General features: G+C 35.0%; 17 protein-coding genes. 12 read left to right on the top strand and 5 right to left on the bottom strand.

Going from position 1 to position 17,485, the window contains the following annotated elements; all coding sequences use genetic code 11:
• Positions 1–100 precede the first annotated feature (100 nt).
• The 6 genes from ACMA47_RS00235 (at position 101) to gap (ending at position 4,877) form a co-directional block, all read left to right on the top strand.
• Entirely contained in the window at positions 101–493 is a 393-nt protein-coding gene (locus tag ACMA47_RS00235; protein WP_413928169.1) for a Rid family hydrolase, read from the top strand.
• Between the two features lie 34 nt (positions 494–527).
• On the top strand, positions 528–998 hold the full coding sequence (locus tag ACMA47_RS00230; RefSeq protein WP_413928168.1) for a Dps family protein: 471 nt from the start codon (positions 528–530) through the stop codon (positions 996–998).
• Between the two features lie 328 nt (positions 999–1,326).
• Positions 1,327–1,662 carry a hypothetical protein gene (locus ACMA47_RS00225; protein WP_413928167.1) on the top strand — a complete coding sequence of 112 codons (336 nt, stop codon included), beginning with the start codon at positions 1,327–1,329 and terminating at the stop codon, positions 1,660–1,662.
• Between the two features lie 109 nt (positions 1,663–1,771).
• Entirely contained in the window at positions 1,772–2,539 is a 768-nt protein-coding gene (locus tag ACMA47_RS00220) for a cyclase family protein (RefSeq protein ID WP_413928166.1), read from the top strand.
• Positions 2,540–2,625: 86 nt separating this feature from the next.
• The gene (locus ACMA47_RS00215; RefSeq protein ID WP_413928165.1) at positions 2,626–3,675 is read left to right on the top strand and encodes an LLM class flavin-dependent oxidoreductase; all 1,050 of its coding nucleotides are present in this window, start codon (positions 2,626–2,628) and stop codon (positions 3,673–3,675) included.
• A 200-nt stretch (positions 3,676–3,875) separates the two neighbouring features.
• On the top strand, positions 3,876–4,877 hold the full coding sequence (gene gap / locus ACMA47_RS00210) for a type I glyceraldehyde-3-phosphate dehydrogenase (protein ID WP_413928967.1): 1,002 nt from the start codon (positions 3,876–3,878) through the stop codon (positions 4,875–4,877).
• 5 nt (positions 4,878–4,882) lie between these two features.
• On the opposite strand, the gene ACMA47_RS00205 is transcribed toward gap, so the two are convergent.
• From ACMA47_RS00205 to ACMA47_RS00185, 5 genes are all read right to left on the bottom strand, one after another.
• Entirely contained in the window at positions 4,883–5,872 is a 990-nt protein-coding gene (locus ACMA47_RS00205) for a GlxA family transcriptional regulator (protein ID WP_413928164.1), read from the bottom strand.
• 96 nt (positions 5,873–5,968) lie between these two features.
• Positions 5,969–6,544 (bottom strand): pentapeptide repeat-containing protein, encoded by a 576-nt coding sequence (locus ACMA47_RS00200; RefSeq protein ID WP_413928163.1) that lies wholly within the window; start codon positions 6,542–6,544, stop codon positions 5,969–5,971.
• 135 nt (positions 6,545–6,679) lie between these two features.
• The gene (locus tag ACMA47_RS00195) at positions 6,680–8,107 is read right to left on the bottom strand and encodes a TolC family protein (RefSeq protein ID WP_413928162.1); all 1,428 of its coding nucleotides are present in this window, start codon (positions 8,105–8,107) and stop codon (positions 6,680–6,682) included.
• Between the two features lie 15 nt (positions 8,108–8,122).
• Positions 8,123–11,257: an efflux RND transporter permease subunit gene (locus tag ACMA47_RS00190; protein WP_413928161.1), complete on the bottom strand. Its 3,135-nt coding sequence runs from the start codon at positions 11,255–11,257 to the stop codon at positions 8,123–8,125.
• Positions 11,258–11,271: 14 nt separating this feature from the next.
• Positions 11,272–12,480, bottom strand: coding sequence for an efflux RND transporter periplasmic adaptor subunit (locus tag ACMA47_RS00185; protein WP_413928160.1), 1,209 nt, complete (start codon positions 12,478–12,480; stop codon positions 11,272–11,274).
• Positions 12,481–13,067: 587 nt separating this feature from the next.
• Between ACMA47_RS00185 and ACMA47_RS00180 the strand changes: the two genes are divergently transcribed.
• From ACMA47_RS00180 to ACMA47_RS00155, 6 genes are all read left to right on the top strand, one after another.
• The gene (locus ACMA47_RS00180) at positions 13,068–13,619 is read left to right on the top strand and encodes a TetR/AcrR family transcriptional regulator (protein ID WP_413928159.1); all 552 of its coding nucleotides are present in this window, start codon (positions 13,068–13,070) and stop codon (positions 13,617–13,619) included.
• Positions 13,620–13,692: 73 nt separating this feature from the next.
• Complete coding sequence (locus ACMA47_RS00175) at positions 13,693–14,610, top strand: AraC family transcriptional regulator (protein ID WP_413928158.1); 918 nt, start codon at positions 13,693–13,695, stop codon at positions 14,608–14,610.
• 54 nt (positions 14,611–14,664) lie between these two features.
• Complete coding sequence (locus ACMA47_RS00170; protein ID WP_413928157.1) at positions 14,665–15,510, top strand: alpha/beta fold hydrolase; 846 nt, start codon at positions 14,665–14,667, stop codon at positions 15,508–15,510.
• Positions 15,507–16,610 carry an alkene reductase gene (locus tag ACMA47_RS00165; RefSeq protein WP_413928156.1) on the top strand — a complete coding sequence of 368 codons (1,104 nt, stop codon included), beginning with the start codon at positions 15,507–15,509 and terminating at the stop codon, positions 16,608–16,610. The genes ACMA47_RS00170 and ACMA47_RS00165 overlap by 4 nt, the downstream gene beginning before the upstream one ends.
• 176 nt (positions 16,611–16,786) lie before the next feature.
• Positions 16,787–17,005 carry a (4Fe-4S)-binding protein gene (locus tag ACMA47_RS00160; protein ID WP_413928155.1) on the top strand — a complete coding sequence of 73 codons (219 nt, stop codon included), beginning with the start codon at positions 16,787–16,789 and terminating at the stop codon, positions 17,003–17,005.
• Positions 17,005–17,418, top strand: a complete 414-nt coding sequence (locus ACMA47_RS00155; protein ID WP_313001616.1) for an OsmC family protein — start codon at positions 17,005–17,007, stop codon at positions 17,416–17,418. The genes ACMA47_RS00160 and ACMA47_RS00155 overlap by 1 nt, the downstream gene beginning before the upstream one ends.
• Positions 17,419–17,485: the final 67 nt, after the last annotated feature.

Genomic DNA, 17,485 nt, shown 5'->3' with positions numbered 1-17,485 from the left:
ATTTTGTACATATTAAAAGGTGATAAAAACTGATGAAACAATATTTTATTGAACCTTTAATAAAATATAGCAATGCTATTAACATTTTTAAAATCTAGATATGTCAAAAGAAAACAAAAAAACAGAAGGGTGGGGAATGCCCTGGGAAGAAGCCTACGGATATGCCCAAGCAGTACAAAAAGGTAATACGGTTTGGATTTCCGGACAGCTTGGCCATAATGATAAGGGTGAGCTGGCTGAGGGAATGGAAGCCCAAATGAAACAGTCTTACGCCAATATAAAAGAGCTTTTAGGCAGGTTTCAAATGACTATTGATGATGTTGTAGAAGAGGTGGTTTATGTTATGGATATGGCTAGTGCATTTGAAGCAAGGAAAAACTTTAAAACAGAATTTTATCCTGATCCAATGTCTGTAGCCAGTACAATGATTGTCGTAAATGGTTTAGCTATACCCGGTCAACTTATAGAAATTAAGATCGTTGCTTGTAAATAATAAAAATCAACTATTTAAGATCGCTAAAAATAATATGGAAGCAAAAATTGGAATAAATCCGAACCACCTTGCTGAGGTTGCCCATTCGTTGTGTCAATTACTGGCTGACGAATATATTTTATATACAAAAACAAGAAATGCTCATTGGAATGTAGAGGGAATGGATTTTTACAGCAAACATAAATTCTTTGAGGAGCAATATACGCAACTTGATGGGATTATTGATGAAGTAGCTGAGCGCATTCGTAAATTGGGTCATTATGCTCCTGCAACTTTAAATCAGTTCCTAGCGCTGACGCATTTAATGGAGGATCATAGAGGCGGCAATGATGCTCAAAACTATATCAAGATTCTCTTAGCTGACCATGAAAGTATATCTATACAGCTCAGAGAGAACATTCATAGCTTTGAATCTCTAAAAGATGCCGGTACAAGTGATTTCATTACCGGTTTACTGGAAAAGCATGAAACTATGGCTTGGATGTTAAGAGCACACCTGTCCTAATATTAGCTTTTAATCAACGAAAAAAATAAATTGTTTACACGATAGATTGTATTGATCATGATATCTGAATAAAATTTTGAGATATACAATATTAGATTTTTGACATGTTTTTTTGTGTATTCATGTAGCAAAAAATCTTCATCAAGGATTTTATTTATCATAATCAGTATTGGCCTGTGAAATTGCCTGTATCTTGAAATGGGGGTTTCAAGAATATGGCAGGTAATGATGTTGTTTTGTTGTTTCCAATAGTTAGAATGCCGGGGCAAAATATGCCTCGGCATTTAATAATAAAGCAGTATAGTATTGATTCAAATTGCATGTAAGAATGAAAATGATTAATTTTTTAATAATAGGTGAAAACAACATAAACCTGGATTTTCTTATTAATTTAATTAAAAGTAATGATGGGTGGAAGGCTGTAATATATAATAATGAAGATCTTACAAGAAAACACCTATTTGAATATCCTGTCGATATTCTTCTTTTGAGCTCTGATATTGGACCCAAATTTGAAAACGAAGTAAAAAAAATCATAGGTTCCCTCAGGAGAAGAATCAAAGTAATTAAATATGAAAAAGGAGGCTTCTTCTCATCAGAAAATAAGTACATATGCTATTCTCTGAACATACTTGTAACAAAAATATTTGAAACTAAAATCTAATACAAATTATCCTGGGAATTACTTATTCTATTCTTGTGTTGCACTGCATTCCAGGAGCAGAATAATATGCAGCAAAGCACAATAACTTTTTATAGAAAAAAATATTAATATGTCAAAGATAATAGATCTTTCTAAACCTATTCAGTATAATATTGATGATCCATGGTTTATGAGGGTCAAAATAAAGCATAAATCTCATAAAAAATCTCATTGGCTTATACGTCTCGCATTACAACTACCATCTCGGTTATTTCCTAAGAATTGGATAGGATGGGCGGACGATACAATTAAGCATATGGGACTTCACGCCACAACACATATTGATGCTCCTTGGCATTATGGTCCTGTTGTTGAAGGTAAACCAGCTAAAACTATTGATGAAATACCTCTTGAATGGTGCTATGGTGATGGAATCGTTATTAACTGTAGTCATAAAAAAGATTTTGAGGCCATTACTGTGCAAGATTTGATAAAAGATCTTGAGCTGAATAAGATCATCTTGAATAAAGGAAATATCGTACTTATCAGAACTGATCGTGATGGATTAATGGGCAGTCGTGAATTCGCTGATATAGGGACAGGGATGAGTAGTGAGGCTACTGAATGGCTTATTGACCAAGGAATTAAAGTTATGGGTATAGACCAATGGGGTTGGGATCTGCCATTAAAATACATGGCCAAAAAGGCTAAGGAACAAAATGATCCGGAGTATTTCTGGTCTGCTCACAGGGTTGGAATTAGGAAGGAATATCTGCATATGGAGCAGCTGACTAACTTAGCAGCATTACCACCCTCAGGATTTAAAGTGTATGTTTTTCCTCTAAAGATAGTAGGAGGATCTGCAGCCCCTGCCCGTGTTGTGGCTATTCTTGATTGATAATATTTTATCTTTCTGAATGATTATTAGAATGATAAAATTTTATCAAAGAGTCGAATTTACTTAAAAGTATATTAAATAACAATATGGAAATAGGAATTGATAGTTTTATAACAACAGGAGCATACGAAGGTCCTTTAAATACAGCTGGAAATATGACGGCAATGGATTCGTTAATCAACAGAATTGTATTTGCCGAACAACATGGACTTCATGTTTTCGGTTTGGGAGAACATCATCGTAAAGAATACCTTGATGAAGCTCCTGCAGTAATTTTATCTGCAGCAGCAGCACTCACAAAAAAGATAAAATTAACCAGTGCGGTTACTGTTTTGAGTGCAGCTGATCCTGTACGTGTATTTCAAGAATATGCAACGTTAGATATTATCTCTAAAGGTAGGGCAGAAATTGTAGCCGGGCGTGGATCATTTATCGATGCTTATCCTCTTTTTGGACTTGATCTCAGTGATTATGATGCTCTATTTACTGAAAAAATAGGTTTATTGCTTAAAATACGGGATAATGAAGTTGTTACTTGGAAAGGAAAGTTTAGACCAGCCTTGGTAAACCAGCCGGTTTTTCCAAGGCCGGTGCAGGAAAAATTCCCTATTTGGATAGGAGCAGGAGGAACCCCTCAATCTTTTATAAGAGCAGGATCACTAGGAGTACCTTTAATGGTGGCTGTTATCGGCGGCGAAACTCACAGATTTAGAGGGATGATTGATTTGTATTACGAGGCCGGAGATAAAGCCGGTTATTCAAAAGATCAGCTTAAGATTGGATTGCATTCTTTTGGATATGTTGCAGACAACAAGCAGCGAGCAAGGGATGAGTATTTTCCGGGGTACCAGAAGATGATTGGTAATCTCGCAAAAGAAAGAGGATGGTCACCACCTAACCGTAGAGATTTCGAAGCCCAAACCGGTACATTTGGAGCGTATGTTATTGGTGATCCTGAAGAAGTTGCAGAAAAGATCGTGAGACATAGTGAATCTTTAGGGGGAATCTCTAGATTCACTTTTCAAATGGATAATCCAGGTTTAACAGACAAACAAGTTTACCATTCTATTGAACTTATTGGGACAAAGGTAATTCCCATGGTTAATCAGTTGCTTGGTAATAAAAGTATTATCTAGAATGGCAATATGATTGTTTTACAATAAACAAGGAATTTAGAACAGAAATGGCGACATAAATTGTCGCCATTTCTATTTAAATTAATTTTATTCTTCCATTTACTGTAAGCTCTTTACTGTTCTTCTTTGTCCTAAAATGAATGAAATTTGTCTCATAATAGATGTCTATTAAGACTAACTTTGATTGTACAAAATATACAATTATGATAAGAGTAGCAATTAATGGATTCGGAAGAATAGGGCGAATGGCATTTAGAAAATTATATGCGGAAGAAGGAGTGGAAGTAGTTGCCGTTAATGATCTCAGTACCCCGTCGCTATTGGCGTATTTATTAAAATACGATTCTGTTCAAGGAACTTTTGACCAAAAGATTAGCAGCACTGAAACCTCCTTATTGGTCAATAATTCAGAAATACGTGTATACGCTGAGAAAAACCCTGAGGATCTTCCTTGGGCAAAGCTTGATGTAGATATTGTATTAGAATCAACAGGCATTTTTGAATCTAAAGAAAAGGCCGGTCTTCATTTAAAGGCTGGAGCAAAGAAAGTTCTGATTTCTGCGCCATCTGACAAAGATGTGAAAACTATTGTCTATAATGTTAATCATACATCTTTAGACCAAGGGGATTTGTTAATTAGTGCCGCTTCCTGCACTACAAATTGCTTAGCCCCCATGGCTAAAGTATTACATGATAATCTAGGAATTAAATCTGGTCAGATGAGTACAATTCATGCGTATACCAATTCTCAGCCACTTATGGATACCGCGGATAAAAAGAATGGTTTTCGTAGATCAAGATCTGCACCAGATAGTATTGTACCTTATACAACCGGTGCAGCCAAAGCAATTGGTTTGGTAATTCCTGAACTTAATGGAAGGCTTGACGGTTCTTCCCAACGTGTGCCGGTTCATTCCGGTTCAGTAGTGGAGTTATATACTGTATTGTCTAAGATTACCACTGAAAAAGAAATCAATGAACTGATGAAGAAGAATGCAAATGAATCGTATGGATTTATTGATGAGGAAATTGTGTCTAGTGATGTTATAGGTAGCAGCTATGGTTCACTCTTTGATGCCACACAGACAAAAATTGTTGGTATTGGAGATCTGCAGTTGGTGAAAACAGTTGCATGGTATGATAATGAGATGTCTTTTGTATCACAAATGATTCGGACATTATTGTACTTTGCAAAACTATAATAATATTAGCTAAAATTTTTTCGATAAACGCTTGGAGTGGTTTGAAGGTGACGATTAAAAAGTCGCCTCAAACCATTTACATTACCAAAGCCACATTCTCTCGCAATTTCTTCTAAACTTAAATAAGTTTCCTCCAAACGCCTTTTTGCAGCCTCAACTCTAGTTTTCTCTATAAATTTAGCAGGTGTTTCTCCCGTTTCCCTAAAAAACATTCGCGAAAAATTACGAGAACTCATAGCTGTTCTGTCCGCCAGTCGTTCGATCGAAAGATCTTTATTAAGGTTTTCCTGTATCCATATGATTGTTTCCGCGACAGGTTTATAATCAGTTTTTTGTATTTGAAGAATATTGCTGATCTGTGATTGACCACCTGGACGCTTTAAATAAAGTACAAGAATTTTCGATATTTCAATAGAAATTTTTTTTCCAAGATCTTCTTCTACCAATGCTAGAGAAAGATCAATACCAGTTGATATTCCGGCAGAAGTATAAATATTTCCCTGTTTCACATAAATAGGATCTTTTTGGACTTCTACATTGGGATATTTTTGTGCCAAACTATCCCATAGTTGCCAATGTGTTGTTGCCATTTTTCCATCCAGTAAACCTGCTTCTGCAAGTATAAATGCACCAGCACATATAGAACCGATCCTAATTTTAGGCGTCTTTGAATGGTACGTTCGCAATAGATTTAATATGTTTTCAGGCGCACCTTTTTGATAAATTCCACGACCTGCAATCAATATACTATCAATAGGGTAGTTTATGCTGGTTAAATTTCCCTCGCAAATGATTGGCATGCCCGATGTGGTTGGTAATATTAGAGAATCATTCATTGATACTAAGTGAATTGTATAGTATCGGTATTCATTATGTATTTGGTCATCTAAATAATCAGAAGTTTTAGAAAACACTTCCATAGGTCCAGCTACGTCCAAAATAGATGTCATAGGTGGTACAAGGATAACAATATGTTTTGTAGTGTGGAAAGCCATATATAAATGTGATTATAATGTTTGAATGGTCATTTAATGTAATATTGAAGTTGTTATAAAACTGGTTAAAAAATTTAAACCATTGTTGTTGATTGATTATTCAATATCCAAATTATATTTTAACAGCAATCCGCTTAAGTTTAAAGCATTGAATTTAGCCTTTCTCATTCTGTTAAGATCAAGATCAATGATGTAATTTAATGCGGTTGTAAAATCAACTTTTTCCAAGTTGGTATTAAAAAAGATTGTATTGGATAAATCGCATCCTGAAAATGATGAAGCTGTAAGATCAGTCTCTGTAAATACGGCGTCTTTTATGCTGCAATCTTTAAATGTTGTCTTTTTTAATTTAGTGCCGAAGAAATTACTGTAATCTAATATTGAGGAAATAAAAGTAAAAGAAAATGCAAATTTGCTGCATCTTGTGAAATTTACACCTAGTATTTTACTTTCTTTAAATTCAACGTTCCGAAATCCAGCTGCTTCTATTTCAACCATGGAAAAATTACATTGATTAAAAGTGCACTGATTAAATAGGATTCCACGAAGATCGCTATTACTGAAATCACAGTTGTTAAAGTTACATTTTATAAATTCTCTGTTTCTTAAGGTTTTACCACTATAGTTGACACTAAGAAATGTTTTACCTGAATGAGTGACTATATTTTCCATTAATTAGTTTTAATTCATTATATAAATGAATATTAGATATATTATGTAAGGTTGTTGTAATTATCATATGAGCTTTATAAAAACCGGTTGTCACAGATATGTGACAACCGGCAGGCTTAAGTTTGAGTTATGATATTATTGCCATCCCCCGCCAAGCGATCGGTATAATGAAGTAATAGCATGTAGCCTCTGGTTTCTAATAAACACCAGATCTAACTCTATTTGTAGTTTGTTGGTTTGTGAGAGCAAGACATCAAGATAAGTTGCCTCATTATATTTGTAAAGCATCAAAGAGTTATTTACATTGGATTTTGCCTGCAAAACCAAGTGTTCGGCGATCTTTTGCTGTTCTTCTAGTTTATTTAGCTCAGCAAGAGCATCAGACACTTCACCAACAGCTTTTAAAACAGTTTGCTTAAAGTTAAGCTCAGACTGATCCATTTTAATTTTAGATTGCTCATATTTGGTTTTTAGCTCTTTGCCGTTTAATAGAGGGGCAGCAATGCTCCCTCCGATAATTCCAAATAAAGAACCTGGAATATTAAACCAATCACTAATTTTAAAAGAATTTAGACCACCTTGCCCGGTAATATTCAAAGAGGGATACATGTTAACCGTGGCTAAATGTATTGCTGTATAACTTTTCCTAAGTTCGAGTTCGCTATTTTTTACATCAGGTCTGTAAGATAATAGCTCGGAAGGAACTCCAACATCAGGCAGAACTTCCGGATAAAGTATTTGATCAATACTTTGGCTGCGATCGATTTTAGATGGCATTTCTCCAGAGAGAATACTTAACGCATTTTCTTGAATATTAATAGAACTCTCCAATGGAGAAATACTTTTCAATATTTGGTTTCTGTTGATTTCCTGTTGTTCAATGGCAAGGGAAGTTGTTAATCCCAATTCATACTGTTTTTTTAATATAACAAGAGTGCTGTCTGCAACTGATAAATTAGATTTTGTGATTTCTAACTGTTTATCTAACATCAATAGATTATAGTAACCATCAGCGATATCTGAAACCAATCTTATTTTTACAGCTTTTGATGCCTCCTGTGTTTGAAGATATTCAGCAAGGGACTGATCTTTAGCTCCTTTAATCTTCCCCCATATATCTGCTTCCCAAGAGAAACTTGCAGAAGTCATATAATCTCCCATATACCGTTTACCCATGAATTGTCCGGCCATCATTCCATTCATACTGTTATCAGAAGGACGGGTTATAGTAGCGCCGGCAATAGTAGCGTTAATTTTTGGGACGTTTCCCCATTTTGACTGATTATAGGCCAACGAGGCAAATTCAATTTGTTTTAAAGCAACCTGAACATCATAGTTTTTTTTCATTGCCTTATCTAAAAGACTGATTAAGACAGGGTCTTTAAAAAACTCTTTATAGTGCGTTTCTCCTAAACTAGTTTTTATTTCTCCACTTTCATCATTTCTGAATTTCTGTGGAAGAGAAAGTTCAGGCTTTCTATATTTTTCAGCTGTACAAGAAATTATAATACCCGCTGAAACCAATATTAATGTACTTTTTATAGTATGTTTGATTGAAGTCATTTTTTTATTTTAAAATTATCTTTCGACATCAGCTATTTTATAACCGCTTATTTTTTCATGTAAATGTTGGAACACTACAAATAGAACAGGGGTTGCTAAAATACCCAATACAGTTCCGAAAAGCATTCCGAAAATAGCTGCATAACCAATTGAATGATTTCCCAGTGCAGATGGACCTACTACAAATACTAAAGGAATTAACCCTGTAACAAAAGCAAAGGAGGTCATCAATATCGGTCGTAAACGCGCTTTAGCACCTTCCACGGCCGATTGTACCAAGCTTTTCCCGGAATGTCTGCGCTGCAGAGCAAACTGAACAATAAGAATTCCGTTTTTAGCAAGTAGTCCGATTAACATCACCAGAGCAATCTGAACGTAGATATTATTTGCAATATGTGCAAAACTAATCCCTACAAAAACTCCTGAAAGTCCTGCGGGAATAGCTAGTAGAACTGACAATGGAAGAATATAGCTTTCGTATTGAGCTGTCAATAGGAAATAGACGAAAACAATACACAATATAAATATTAAGACCGATTGTGTGCTGGAAGAGTTCTCTTCATGACTCATTCCTTTATAATCATAGGTATATCCTGGAGGTAAAACTTGCTGGCTTACCTCTTTAATTGCATTCATTGCCTGTCCCGTGCTGTATCCCTGTTTTGGAATAACAGTAATGTTAGAAGCTGTGAAAAGATTAAACCTGTCAACCACTTCAGGCCCAGTAATTGATTTTAGTTCAACCAATGAATTTACAGGAACCATTTCATTATTCTTGTTTTTAACAAAAACTCCATTTAAGGACTCTTTTTCTCTTCGGGATTCAGGAATAGCTTGTACCAATACCCGATAATATTTCCCAAAACGATTAAAGTTTGAAACCTCAATACTTCCATAATATCCCTGAATTACGCTCATTACATCTGAGACATTTACGCCCATTTGTGCTGATTTAGCTTCATCAACCAAAACTTCATATTGAGGAAAAGAAACATCAAAAGTACTATAAGCAACGGCAATTTCCGGTCGCTTCATTAATGTACCAATCATCCCATATGAAACATTACCTAATTGCTGTAATTCTCCATTATTTCTGTCCTGTAAAACCAGTTCAATACCGCTGGTATTGCCAAAGCCTTCTACAGTTGGCGTATTAATAACCAAAAAGTTAGCGCGTTTATCCTGAGATAATGTCCAGGTGAGCTGTCCTATAATGTCATTTATGTCCTGCACATCACCTCGATCACGTTTTCTTTTTAGTTTTACAAAGAGGGTTCCAGAAGAAGAAGACATGGCACCGCTGAATAAATTAAGTCCTTCAACAGACATTACTTTTTCTATAGCGGGATAATTCATTAAAGTTTTTTCAACATCTTTAATGACTTCGCCAGTTCTGTGTTTTGATGCGCCGGGAGTCAAATCTACTTTCACAATAATAAAACTTTGATCTTCGTCGGGAATAAATCCTTTTGGAGTTGTAAAAGCAAACCAAATAAATAAGCCTCCGAATAATCCTATTGTAGCAAAAGCAATCCATTTTTTTCTTATTAAGAATGAAACAGATTTTCCATAACGAAAAGTTAGTCTGTTGAATGAGGCGTTGAAAACAGTAAAGAAACGATCTTTAAACTTCATTGGACTTCCATCATTATGTTTTAATTCCTTTAAAAACATGGCACATAAGGCCGGACTTAAAGTCAGGGCATTGATTGCAGAAATAATAATGGCAATGGCTAGTGTTAATGCAAATTGTTTATAAAAAAGTCCGGTTGAACCTTTCATAAAAGCAACAGGAATAAATACAGCTGACATGACAAGAGTAATCGCTATAATCGCTCCCGAGATCTCGCTCATCGCAGAGATTGTTGCAAGTTGAGCATTAATTCTTTTCTGTTCCATTTTAGCGTGGACTGCCTCTACAACAACAATCGCATCATCAACAACGATACCTATTGCTAGGATGAGTGCAAAAAGAGTAAGTATATTGATTGAAAATCCAAACAAATACATGAAGAAAAATGTTCCTACTATTGAAACTGGAACCGCTATGGCTGGTATCAGTGTCGAGCGTAAATCCTGAAGAAAAATAAAAACAACAATAAATACTAATATAAAAGCTTCTATAAGGGTTTGTATCACCTGACTGATGGATTGGTCTAAAGATTCTTTTGTTGTATAGGGAACATTGTATTTCATTTTTGCGGGGAATGATTTTGATAGTTCTTTCATTCTCTGCTGTAAAGCAATTTGTACTTCATTGGCATTGGAACCCGCCATCTGAAATATAGCCATGGTTACAGCCGGTTTTCCATTGGATTTACTGGTAATACCATAGCTGTATGATCCGAACTCTATTTTTGCAACATCTTTCAGGCGAAGAAGAGAGCCGTCAGATTCACTTTTTACGACAATGTTTTCATATTGCGAAGGTTCTGTAAACTTGCCCCTGTAGCGCATAACATATTCCTTAGCTTCGTCTGTTCTCTCACCAAAACGACCTGGTGCAGCTTCAATGTTTTGTGATTGAATAGCTTTGGAGACATCATAAGGAGTTAGATTATAGGCATTTAATTTTACAGGATCAAGCCATACACGCATTGAATAATCTTTATTTCCATAAGCTATAGCATCACCAACTCCCTTGATACGTTTCAATTCAGGCAGGACATTTATCTTGGCATAGTTTTCTAAAAAAAGATCATCCATTGAATTATCTTCGCTCGAAAGAGTAATCATAGCAATCATACTGTTCTGCCTCTTTAAGGTGGTAATTCCTGCTTGTAAAACCTCGGCAGGAAGCTGATTGGTAACCTGTGCAACGCGGTTCTGAACATTAATTGCAGCTTGATCAGGATCAGTCCCCAATTTAAAAATGACAGTTATAGCAAGTGTCCCGTCGTTACTGGCCACTGAAGAAATATAGTCCATATTCTCTACACCGTTGATGGCATTCTCAAGCGGCGGGGCAACTGAACGAGCTATTGTTTCAGAATTGGCACCTGGATATACTGCATTAACAGTTACTGTAGGTGGAGCAATGTCCGGGAATTTAGTTAGCGGTAAATTTAATATTCCGACAATTCCCAATATCACCAGGATAACCGATATAACAGTGGCTAAGATTGGCCTTTTTATAATAAAATTCAACATAATTTTCTTCTGTTTTACCAATTATTTTGTGATTGTTTTGCTTGTTTTTTATTCGCCTTTTGTTCAACAACATCACTTCCTGACTGCAATCTGTCAAAGCCACTAACAATATATCGGTCACCGGGTTTTAACCCTTTTGAAACAATAAATTTATCATCAGACTTTCCTGAAATTTCTATAGGAAGCTGGATTGCTTTGTTATTTTTATCAACCGAGAAAACAAATACCTTGTCTTGCATCATTGTTGTTGAAGCGATCGGAATGAGCATAACATCTGTATAGTTTTGCACAATTGTTATTTTCCCAGTATTCCCACTCCTAAGCTGCGATTTTGGATTGTCAAATTTAGCACGGAGGTTTATTGCTCCTGTTCCTTTATTGAATTGTCCTTCAACAGCATCAATTTTTCCGGGAAGTTCATATTGTTTTTTATTTGAAGTAATAAGTGTTACTGCCGGTGCATTTTTTACTTCATTACCATATTGCTCCTGGAAATTTGCAAAATCATTTTCACTCATGCTGAAATAGGCATTGACTTGATGTATATCAGATAACAGCGCTATGGGAGTTGCATTTGCAGGAGAAATATAGCTTCCCAAGCGGTAATTAAAACGGCTTAGATAACCACTTACAGGTGCTTTAATAATGCAGAAATCCAAATTAATCCTGGCAGCCTGTACCTGTGATACGGCTTGTGAAACAGCACCTTTCATTGCATTATAAGTTGTTTCGGCTTGCTGTACCTGCAGATCAGAAACAACTTTATTCTTTACAAGTTCTTTTTTCCTGTCAAGTTCTATTTTAGCATTAGCCAAATTAGCATGTGCAGTGGTAAGTGCAGCCTGTGCACTGTGAAGTTGTTCCAAATAAGGCTTGTCTTCAATTTTAAAAAGAGGTTGTCCAGCCGATACATAATCCCCTTCGTCCATGAAAATCTTACTTAAATATCCTGTTACCTGTGATTGAATTTCTACATTTTGAACGCCTTCAATACTGGCTGCATATTCTTTGGAAACAGATGCATAGCCCTTCTGAGCTGTAGCGATTGGAACTTCTGCAGGGCCTGCATTCCAACCTTGTGAATTGTAATTACCACCGTTACAGCTCTGGAGGCAAATTACAGATGCCAAAAAAGTAGGATAAAACAAAAGTGCTACACTTTTATTTGGTTTCGATTGATTTTTTGTTGTATTTAATACTGATAATTTAAAAATATTTTGCATAATCTTTTATATAATGTTAGAGTATAAGAGATCAGGATAATACAAATAATTGTATATGCTTTTTCTCTTTTCGGTAAAATGTTTATGCATTGTCTTTAAAAAAGAACAAACCAGAAGGGAACCATGATTGCAAATTGTGGCATTGAGAAGGTGAATTAATTGGTTATATAATTATTACGGTAATGCTGTCAGAATCATTATCTAGTCATCTACAATTCGAGCTATTTTTCAAAAGAACATCTGTTACCAGCATTTGAACTTCTTATTTTTTTGCAAATTTAAATTATTTTTTTCAAACAAACCAAACGTTCGGTTTGTTAAATTTTGTTTAAGAATCTATTTTGATACTATAAAAGTCATATTATTGCAAATCAAAATTGAATACATTTTTCTTATTTGAATATATTTTTAATGTATTGAATTACAACGTAAATACATTTTTCTTCTACGATGCATTAGAAAGAAAAATTAATTATTATGGCGCTTGCCGCATTATCAAGTATAAATACAAAACATCTATTTTATTGAAAAAGCACGATATTAAGTTGCAATTCATAAGTGTTTGTTAATAATGAAGTTTTAGGAATATGGAAAATTCATATGGCAGAAAAAAAGATCCTGAAGTAAATAAGCAGCTTATTATTGATACAGCTACAGAAATTGGTGCAGAAACAGACTGGCATCATGTTACCTTTCAGGCAATTGCTGATAGAACGGGTTTAAGTAAAGGTGGAATAATACATCATTTTCGAAACAAAGAAGAACTACTGGATGAGGTTATGAATCAGAACCTTTCAGAAATTTCTAAATGGGTGGAAAATTATAAACAAGAAAATGGAGATACAGAAGGAGCTTTAGGCTATCTTCATTTCGTTCTGGAGAAAGGTGATGATGAAAAGTACCAGAAAAATATGAAAATTGTTCTTCAAGGTATTATGGCTAATAATAAATACCGTGAAAAATGGATGGAATGGTACAACCAGCAGATTTCTCCTAAAGATAAAAACTCGGAGAATATTAGAGAAACGGTCATTTTTCTAATTGTAGAGGGTTTATGGTATACAGAAAATATGGGCAAAAATATGATTTCAGGAGATCAGAAAAAGAAGATTCTTGACTATATAAAAAAAATGAAATAGCCTAGGTAGAATTGTCAAAATTTTGTAATTTAAGTGTGTATTATACAAGCATACTTAAACCGTATTTTTATCAATGAAAAATAAAGTTTCAATAGAAAATTTTTTCGATCAACATGGGATTCCAGACTTTCAAAAAGAACAATTCAATGTTTATCGAAGAGAAGAATTTGCTTGTCATACAACATTTCTTAAGAATAACAGACGTGATTTTTACAAAATAACGTTGATTATTAGGGGCGAGGGGATTCTGTCCACGGCAAGCACAGGCATTCATATAAAAGGAAACGTCTTAACATTTATGAATCCAATGATTCCTTATTCCTGGGAACCCATTTCTGAGGAGCAAACAGGATATTTCTGTCTTTTTACAGATGAATTTATAAATGGCTTGTTGACCAATAAAACATTGGTTCATAATCCTCTTTTTGAGGTGGGTTCTAATCAGATCTTCCAATTAACAGAGGAACAGACTTGTTATCTTACAAGTATTTTTGAAAACATGCTTCATGAAACCAACAGTGAGTATTCACACAAATATGATCTGTTAAGAAGCTATGTTCAGATTATATTACATGAAGCGCTGAAAATGGCTCCTCCAAAATCATTTTTTAAATTATCTAATTCATCAGAACGTTTGACATTACTCTTTAATGAACTGATGAATCAGCAATACCGAATTGATTTTCCTTATCAGCAAATTGCTTTAAAGACAGCAAATGATTATGCGAAGCAACTTATGGTTCATGTCAATCATCTTAATAAAATTTTAAAAGAAACATCCGGTCAAAATACAACTTCTTTAATTGCTAATAGGGCAGCAATTGAAGCTAGATCTTTACTATTGTCTACAAACTGGGATATCAGTGAGATAGCCTACTGTTTAGGATTTGAGCATGTGGCAAATTTCAACCGTTTTTTTAAAAAACATTTCAATATCTCTCCTAAAGAATACAGGTCAGTTAACTTTTTGGATAAACAACTGATTGAATAGGATAAATTTTTAGTCTTAGTATTTCGGAATTTTGTATTCGAATTAATCATCAATATGAATACAAATAAATTTAATCCGGAAGACTTTACAAGTAGCATTGAGGTAGATTCCAATGTGCAGCTTGAAGTAATGGATATAGGGGAGGGACCGGTAGTAATACTGATACATGGGTGGCCTTTGAATAATGAGATGTTCGAGTCTCAAGCACAGTTTCTTTTTGAAAATGGTTACCGAGTGATCGCTCCTTCTTTGAGAGGTTATGGTTCTTCTTCAAAACCTGATGGGGAGCATAGCTATGAAGTCTTTTCAAAGGATATCCACCAAATTGTAAAAAAATTAAGCTTGACTGATTTTGTTATAGGCGGTTATTCAATGGGGGCTGCTATAGCTATGTACTATACTGCTCATTATGGTGAGGGGCTTGTAAAACAACTTTGGCTTATCAGTGGGGCTGCACCAGTTTATACTCAAAAGGAAGATTTTACTTTTGATGGCCCTACTGTTGAGTCAGTCAATGAAAATATTGCCTTTCTCAACGAAGACCGCCCTGAATTAGTTAAAGGAGTCATTGGTGCACTATGGTCGCCTTTATCATCAATGCCTGATGAACACCGTCATTGGCTTTTCAGCCTTGGAATGGAGGCTTCATTTCAGGCAACAGAACAAAGTATGATAGCCTTAAGAGACAGTGATCTTCGTAAGGAAATGACCCAAATACAAATTCCCGTTACAATTTTCCATGGAAGACACGACATAATCTCCCCATTGGTTTTAGCACAAACTATGGAGAAAGGTTTTTCAAATGCTGAACTCATCACTTTTGAGAACAGTGGACACGCTATTCCTTGGGAAGAACCAAAATTATTCAATCAATCATTATTAAAATCATTAACAAAATGACACTTTTCGATCAATACCAATTAGGAGAACACACTTTACTTAATCATGTTGTTATGTCTCCTATGACAAGAGCAAGAAATCAAAATCATATTCCCAATGAACTTAATGCAAAATATTATAGCCAGCGTGCCGGTAAAAATGGAGCGGGTTTAATTATAACAGAAGGAATTAGCATTTCGCCAACAGCCAGAGGAGTTTTATACGTTCCTGGACTTTACACAAGAGAGCAAGTTGAGGGGTGGAAGCTGGTTACAAAAGCGGTTCATGATAAAGGATCTATTATTTATTCACAGTTATGGCATGTAGGTAGGGTAGCTCATACAACTAACCATCCTGATGGAAAATCACCAATATCTTCCTCCAATGTTGTTGCTGAAAGTACTTTTGCTTATGCCTACAACGAAGACGGAGTTGCTACTTTTATGCCAGCATCGGAGCCAACAGCATTAACTTTAGAAGATATTGAGGAAATCATCACTGCTTATGTAGATGCTGCTAAGAATGCAGTTGAAGCTGGGTTTGATGGTATTGAAATTCATGCAGGAAACGGATACCTTATTGAGCAGTTTCTGAATCCTAATGTTAATATCCGTACAGACGAGTTTGGAGGAAGTGTAGAAAATAGAAGCCATTTTCTTTTGACATTAATTGAGAGAATCTCAAATGCTATTGGATCAAAAAAAGTAGGAGTACGTCTAAGTCCTTATAGCAGACTCAATGATATGCGCCATTACGAAGAAGTTGAAGAAGCATATCTTTATCTCGCTAAAGAAATAGAAAATCGTAACGTGAGCTATATTCATTTTATGAGCCACTTAGATAATGAAGGTCAAAATCCTTGGCCACATGATTTTCTTGCCAAGTTCAAAAGTATATATACAGGAACTTTGATTCTAGCGGGAGGAATGACCGAGCAAATTGCTAAAGATCTTTTAAGCGAAAATACGGTAGACCTTGTAGCTTTTGGGCAACCATTCATTGCAAATCCCGATCTTACACAAAGGTTTGAAAATAACTGGCCATTGAATACACCGGACCGCGTAACTTACTACGGTGGTGGAGAAGAAGGTTATACAGATTACCCATACTATCAAAAATAATAACTATTCCATTCATTGATAAGACAATAAGTTCAGAGTGGTAGAAAAAACTCTGGACTTATTTGTTATTGCCAAGGAATCGCTTTTGCAGGAATTTACTTTTATAGTGGTAAATTTTTCTATTCAGTTGTAATGATAAAAAATAATTCAGTGACATTAAATACATCAAAAATCATATGAAAACACATGAATATTCAAATGAGGATATCACAATTATCTGGCAGTCTGAAAAATGTATTCACGCTGCGATTTGTGTAAAAATGCTTCCCAAAGTTTATAACCCTAGTGACAGACCTTGGGTTAAGATAGAAAATGCTTCTACCGAAGAACTTAAAAAACAGATTGATCGGTGTCCTACAAAGGCTTTAAGTTATAAACTCAATTCAACAATATAATGTCAGTAAAAATAAAGGCGAGTTTAGGAAAAACAAAATATTATACTGAAGTAACTGCTGGAGAGAATAAAATAATTACTGATGAACCTCTTGATAAGGGCGGACAAAATAAAGGGTTTAATCCTTTGGAAATTCTTGCCACGTCTCTGGCAAGCTGTACCGCAGCAACTCTGAGAATGTATATAGATAGAAAAGCCTGGGATGTCGGAACTATTGATGTAGAAGTTGAATTTGAAAATTATCCCCTTACAAAAAGATCGACTTTCAAAAGAGATATTAGCTTTCAGGGGGTGTTGAGCGATGAACAGATTAAGAGACTTTATTTAATTGCGGAGTCATGCCCTGTGCATAAAATACTAACCGGTGATATAGAGATATTTACTAAGATGGTAAATAATGTAGAGAATACATAAACCAGAGGTTTCGCAATTATTAAGAATTGGACGCATATTTATCCTTTTATATTTTCACACTCATAAA

Source organism: Chryseobacterium sp. T20, from assembly GCF_047345655.1.
Lineage (GTDB): Bacteria > Bacteroidota > Bacteroidia > Flavobacteriales > Weeksellaceae > Chryseobacterium.
The sequence above is the reverse complement of the archived record's forward strand: the minus strand, read 5'-3'. Positions and strand labels throughout refer to the sequence as shown.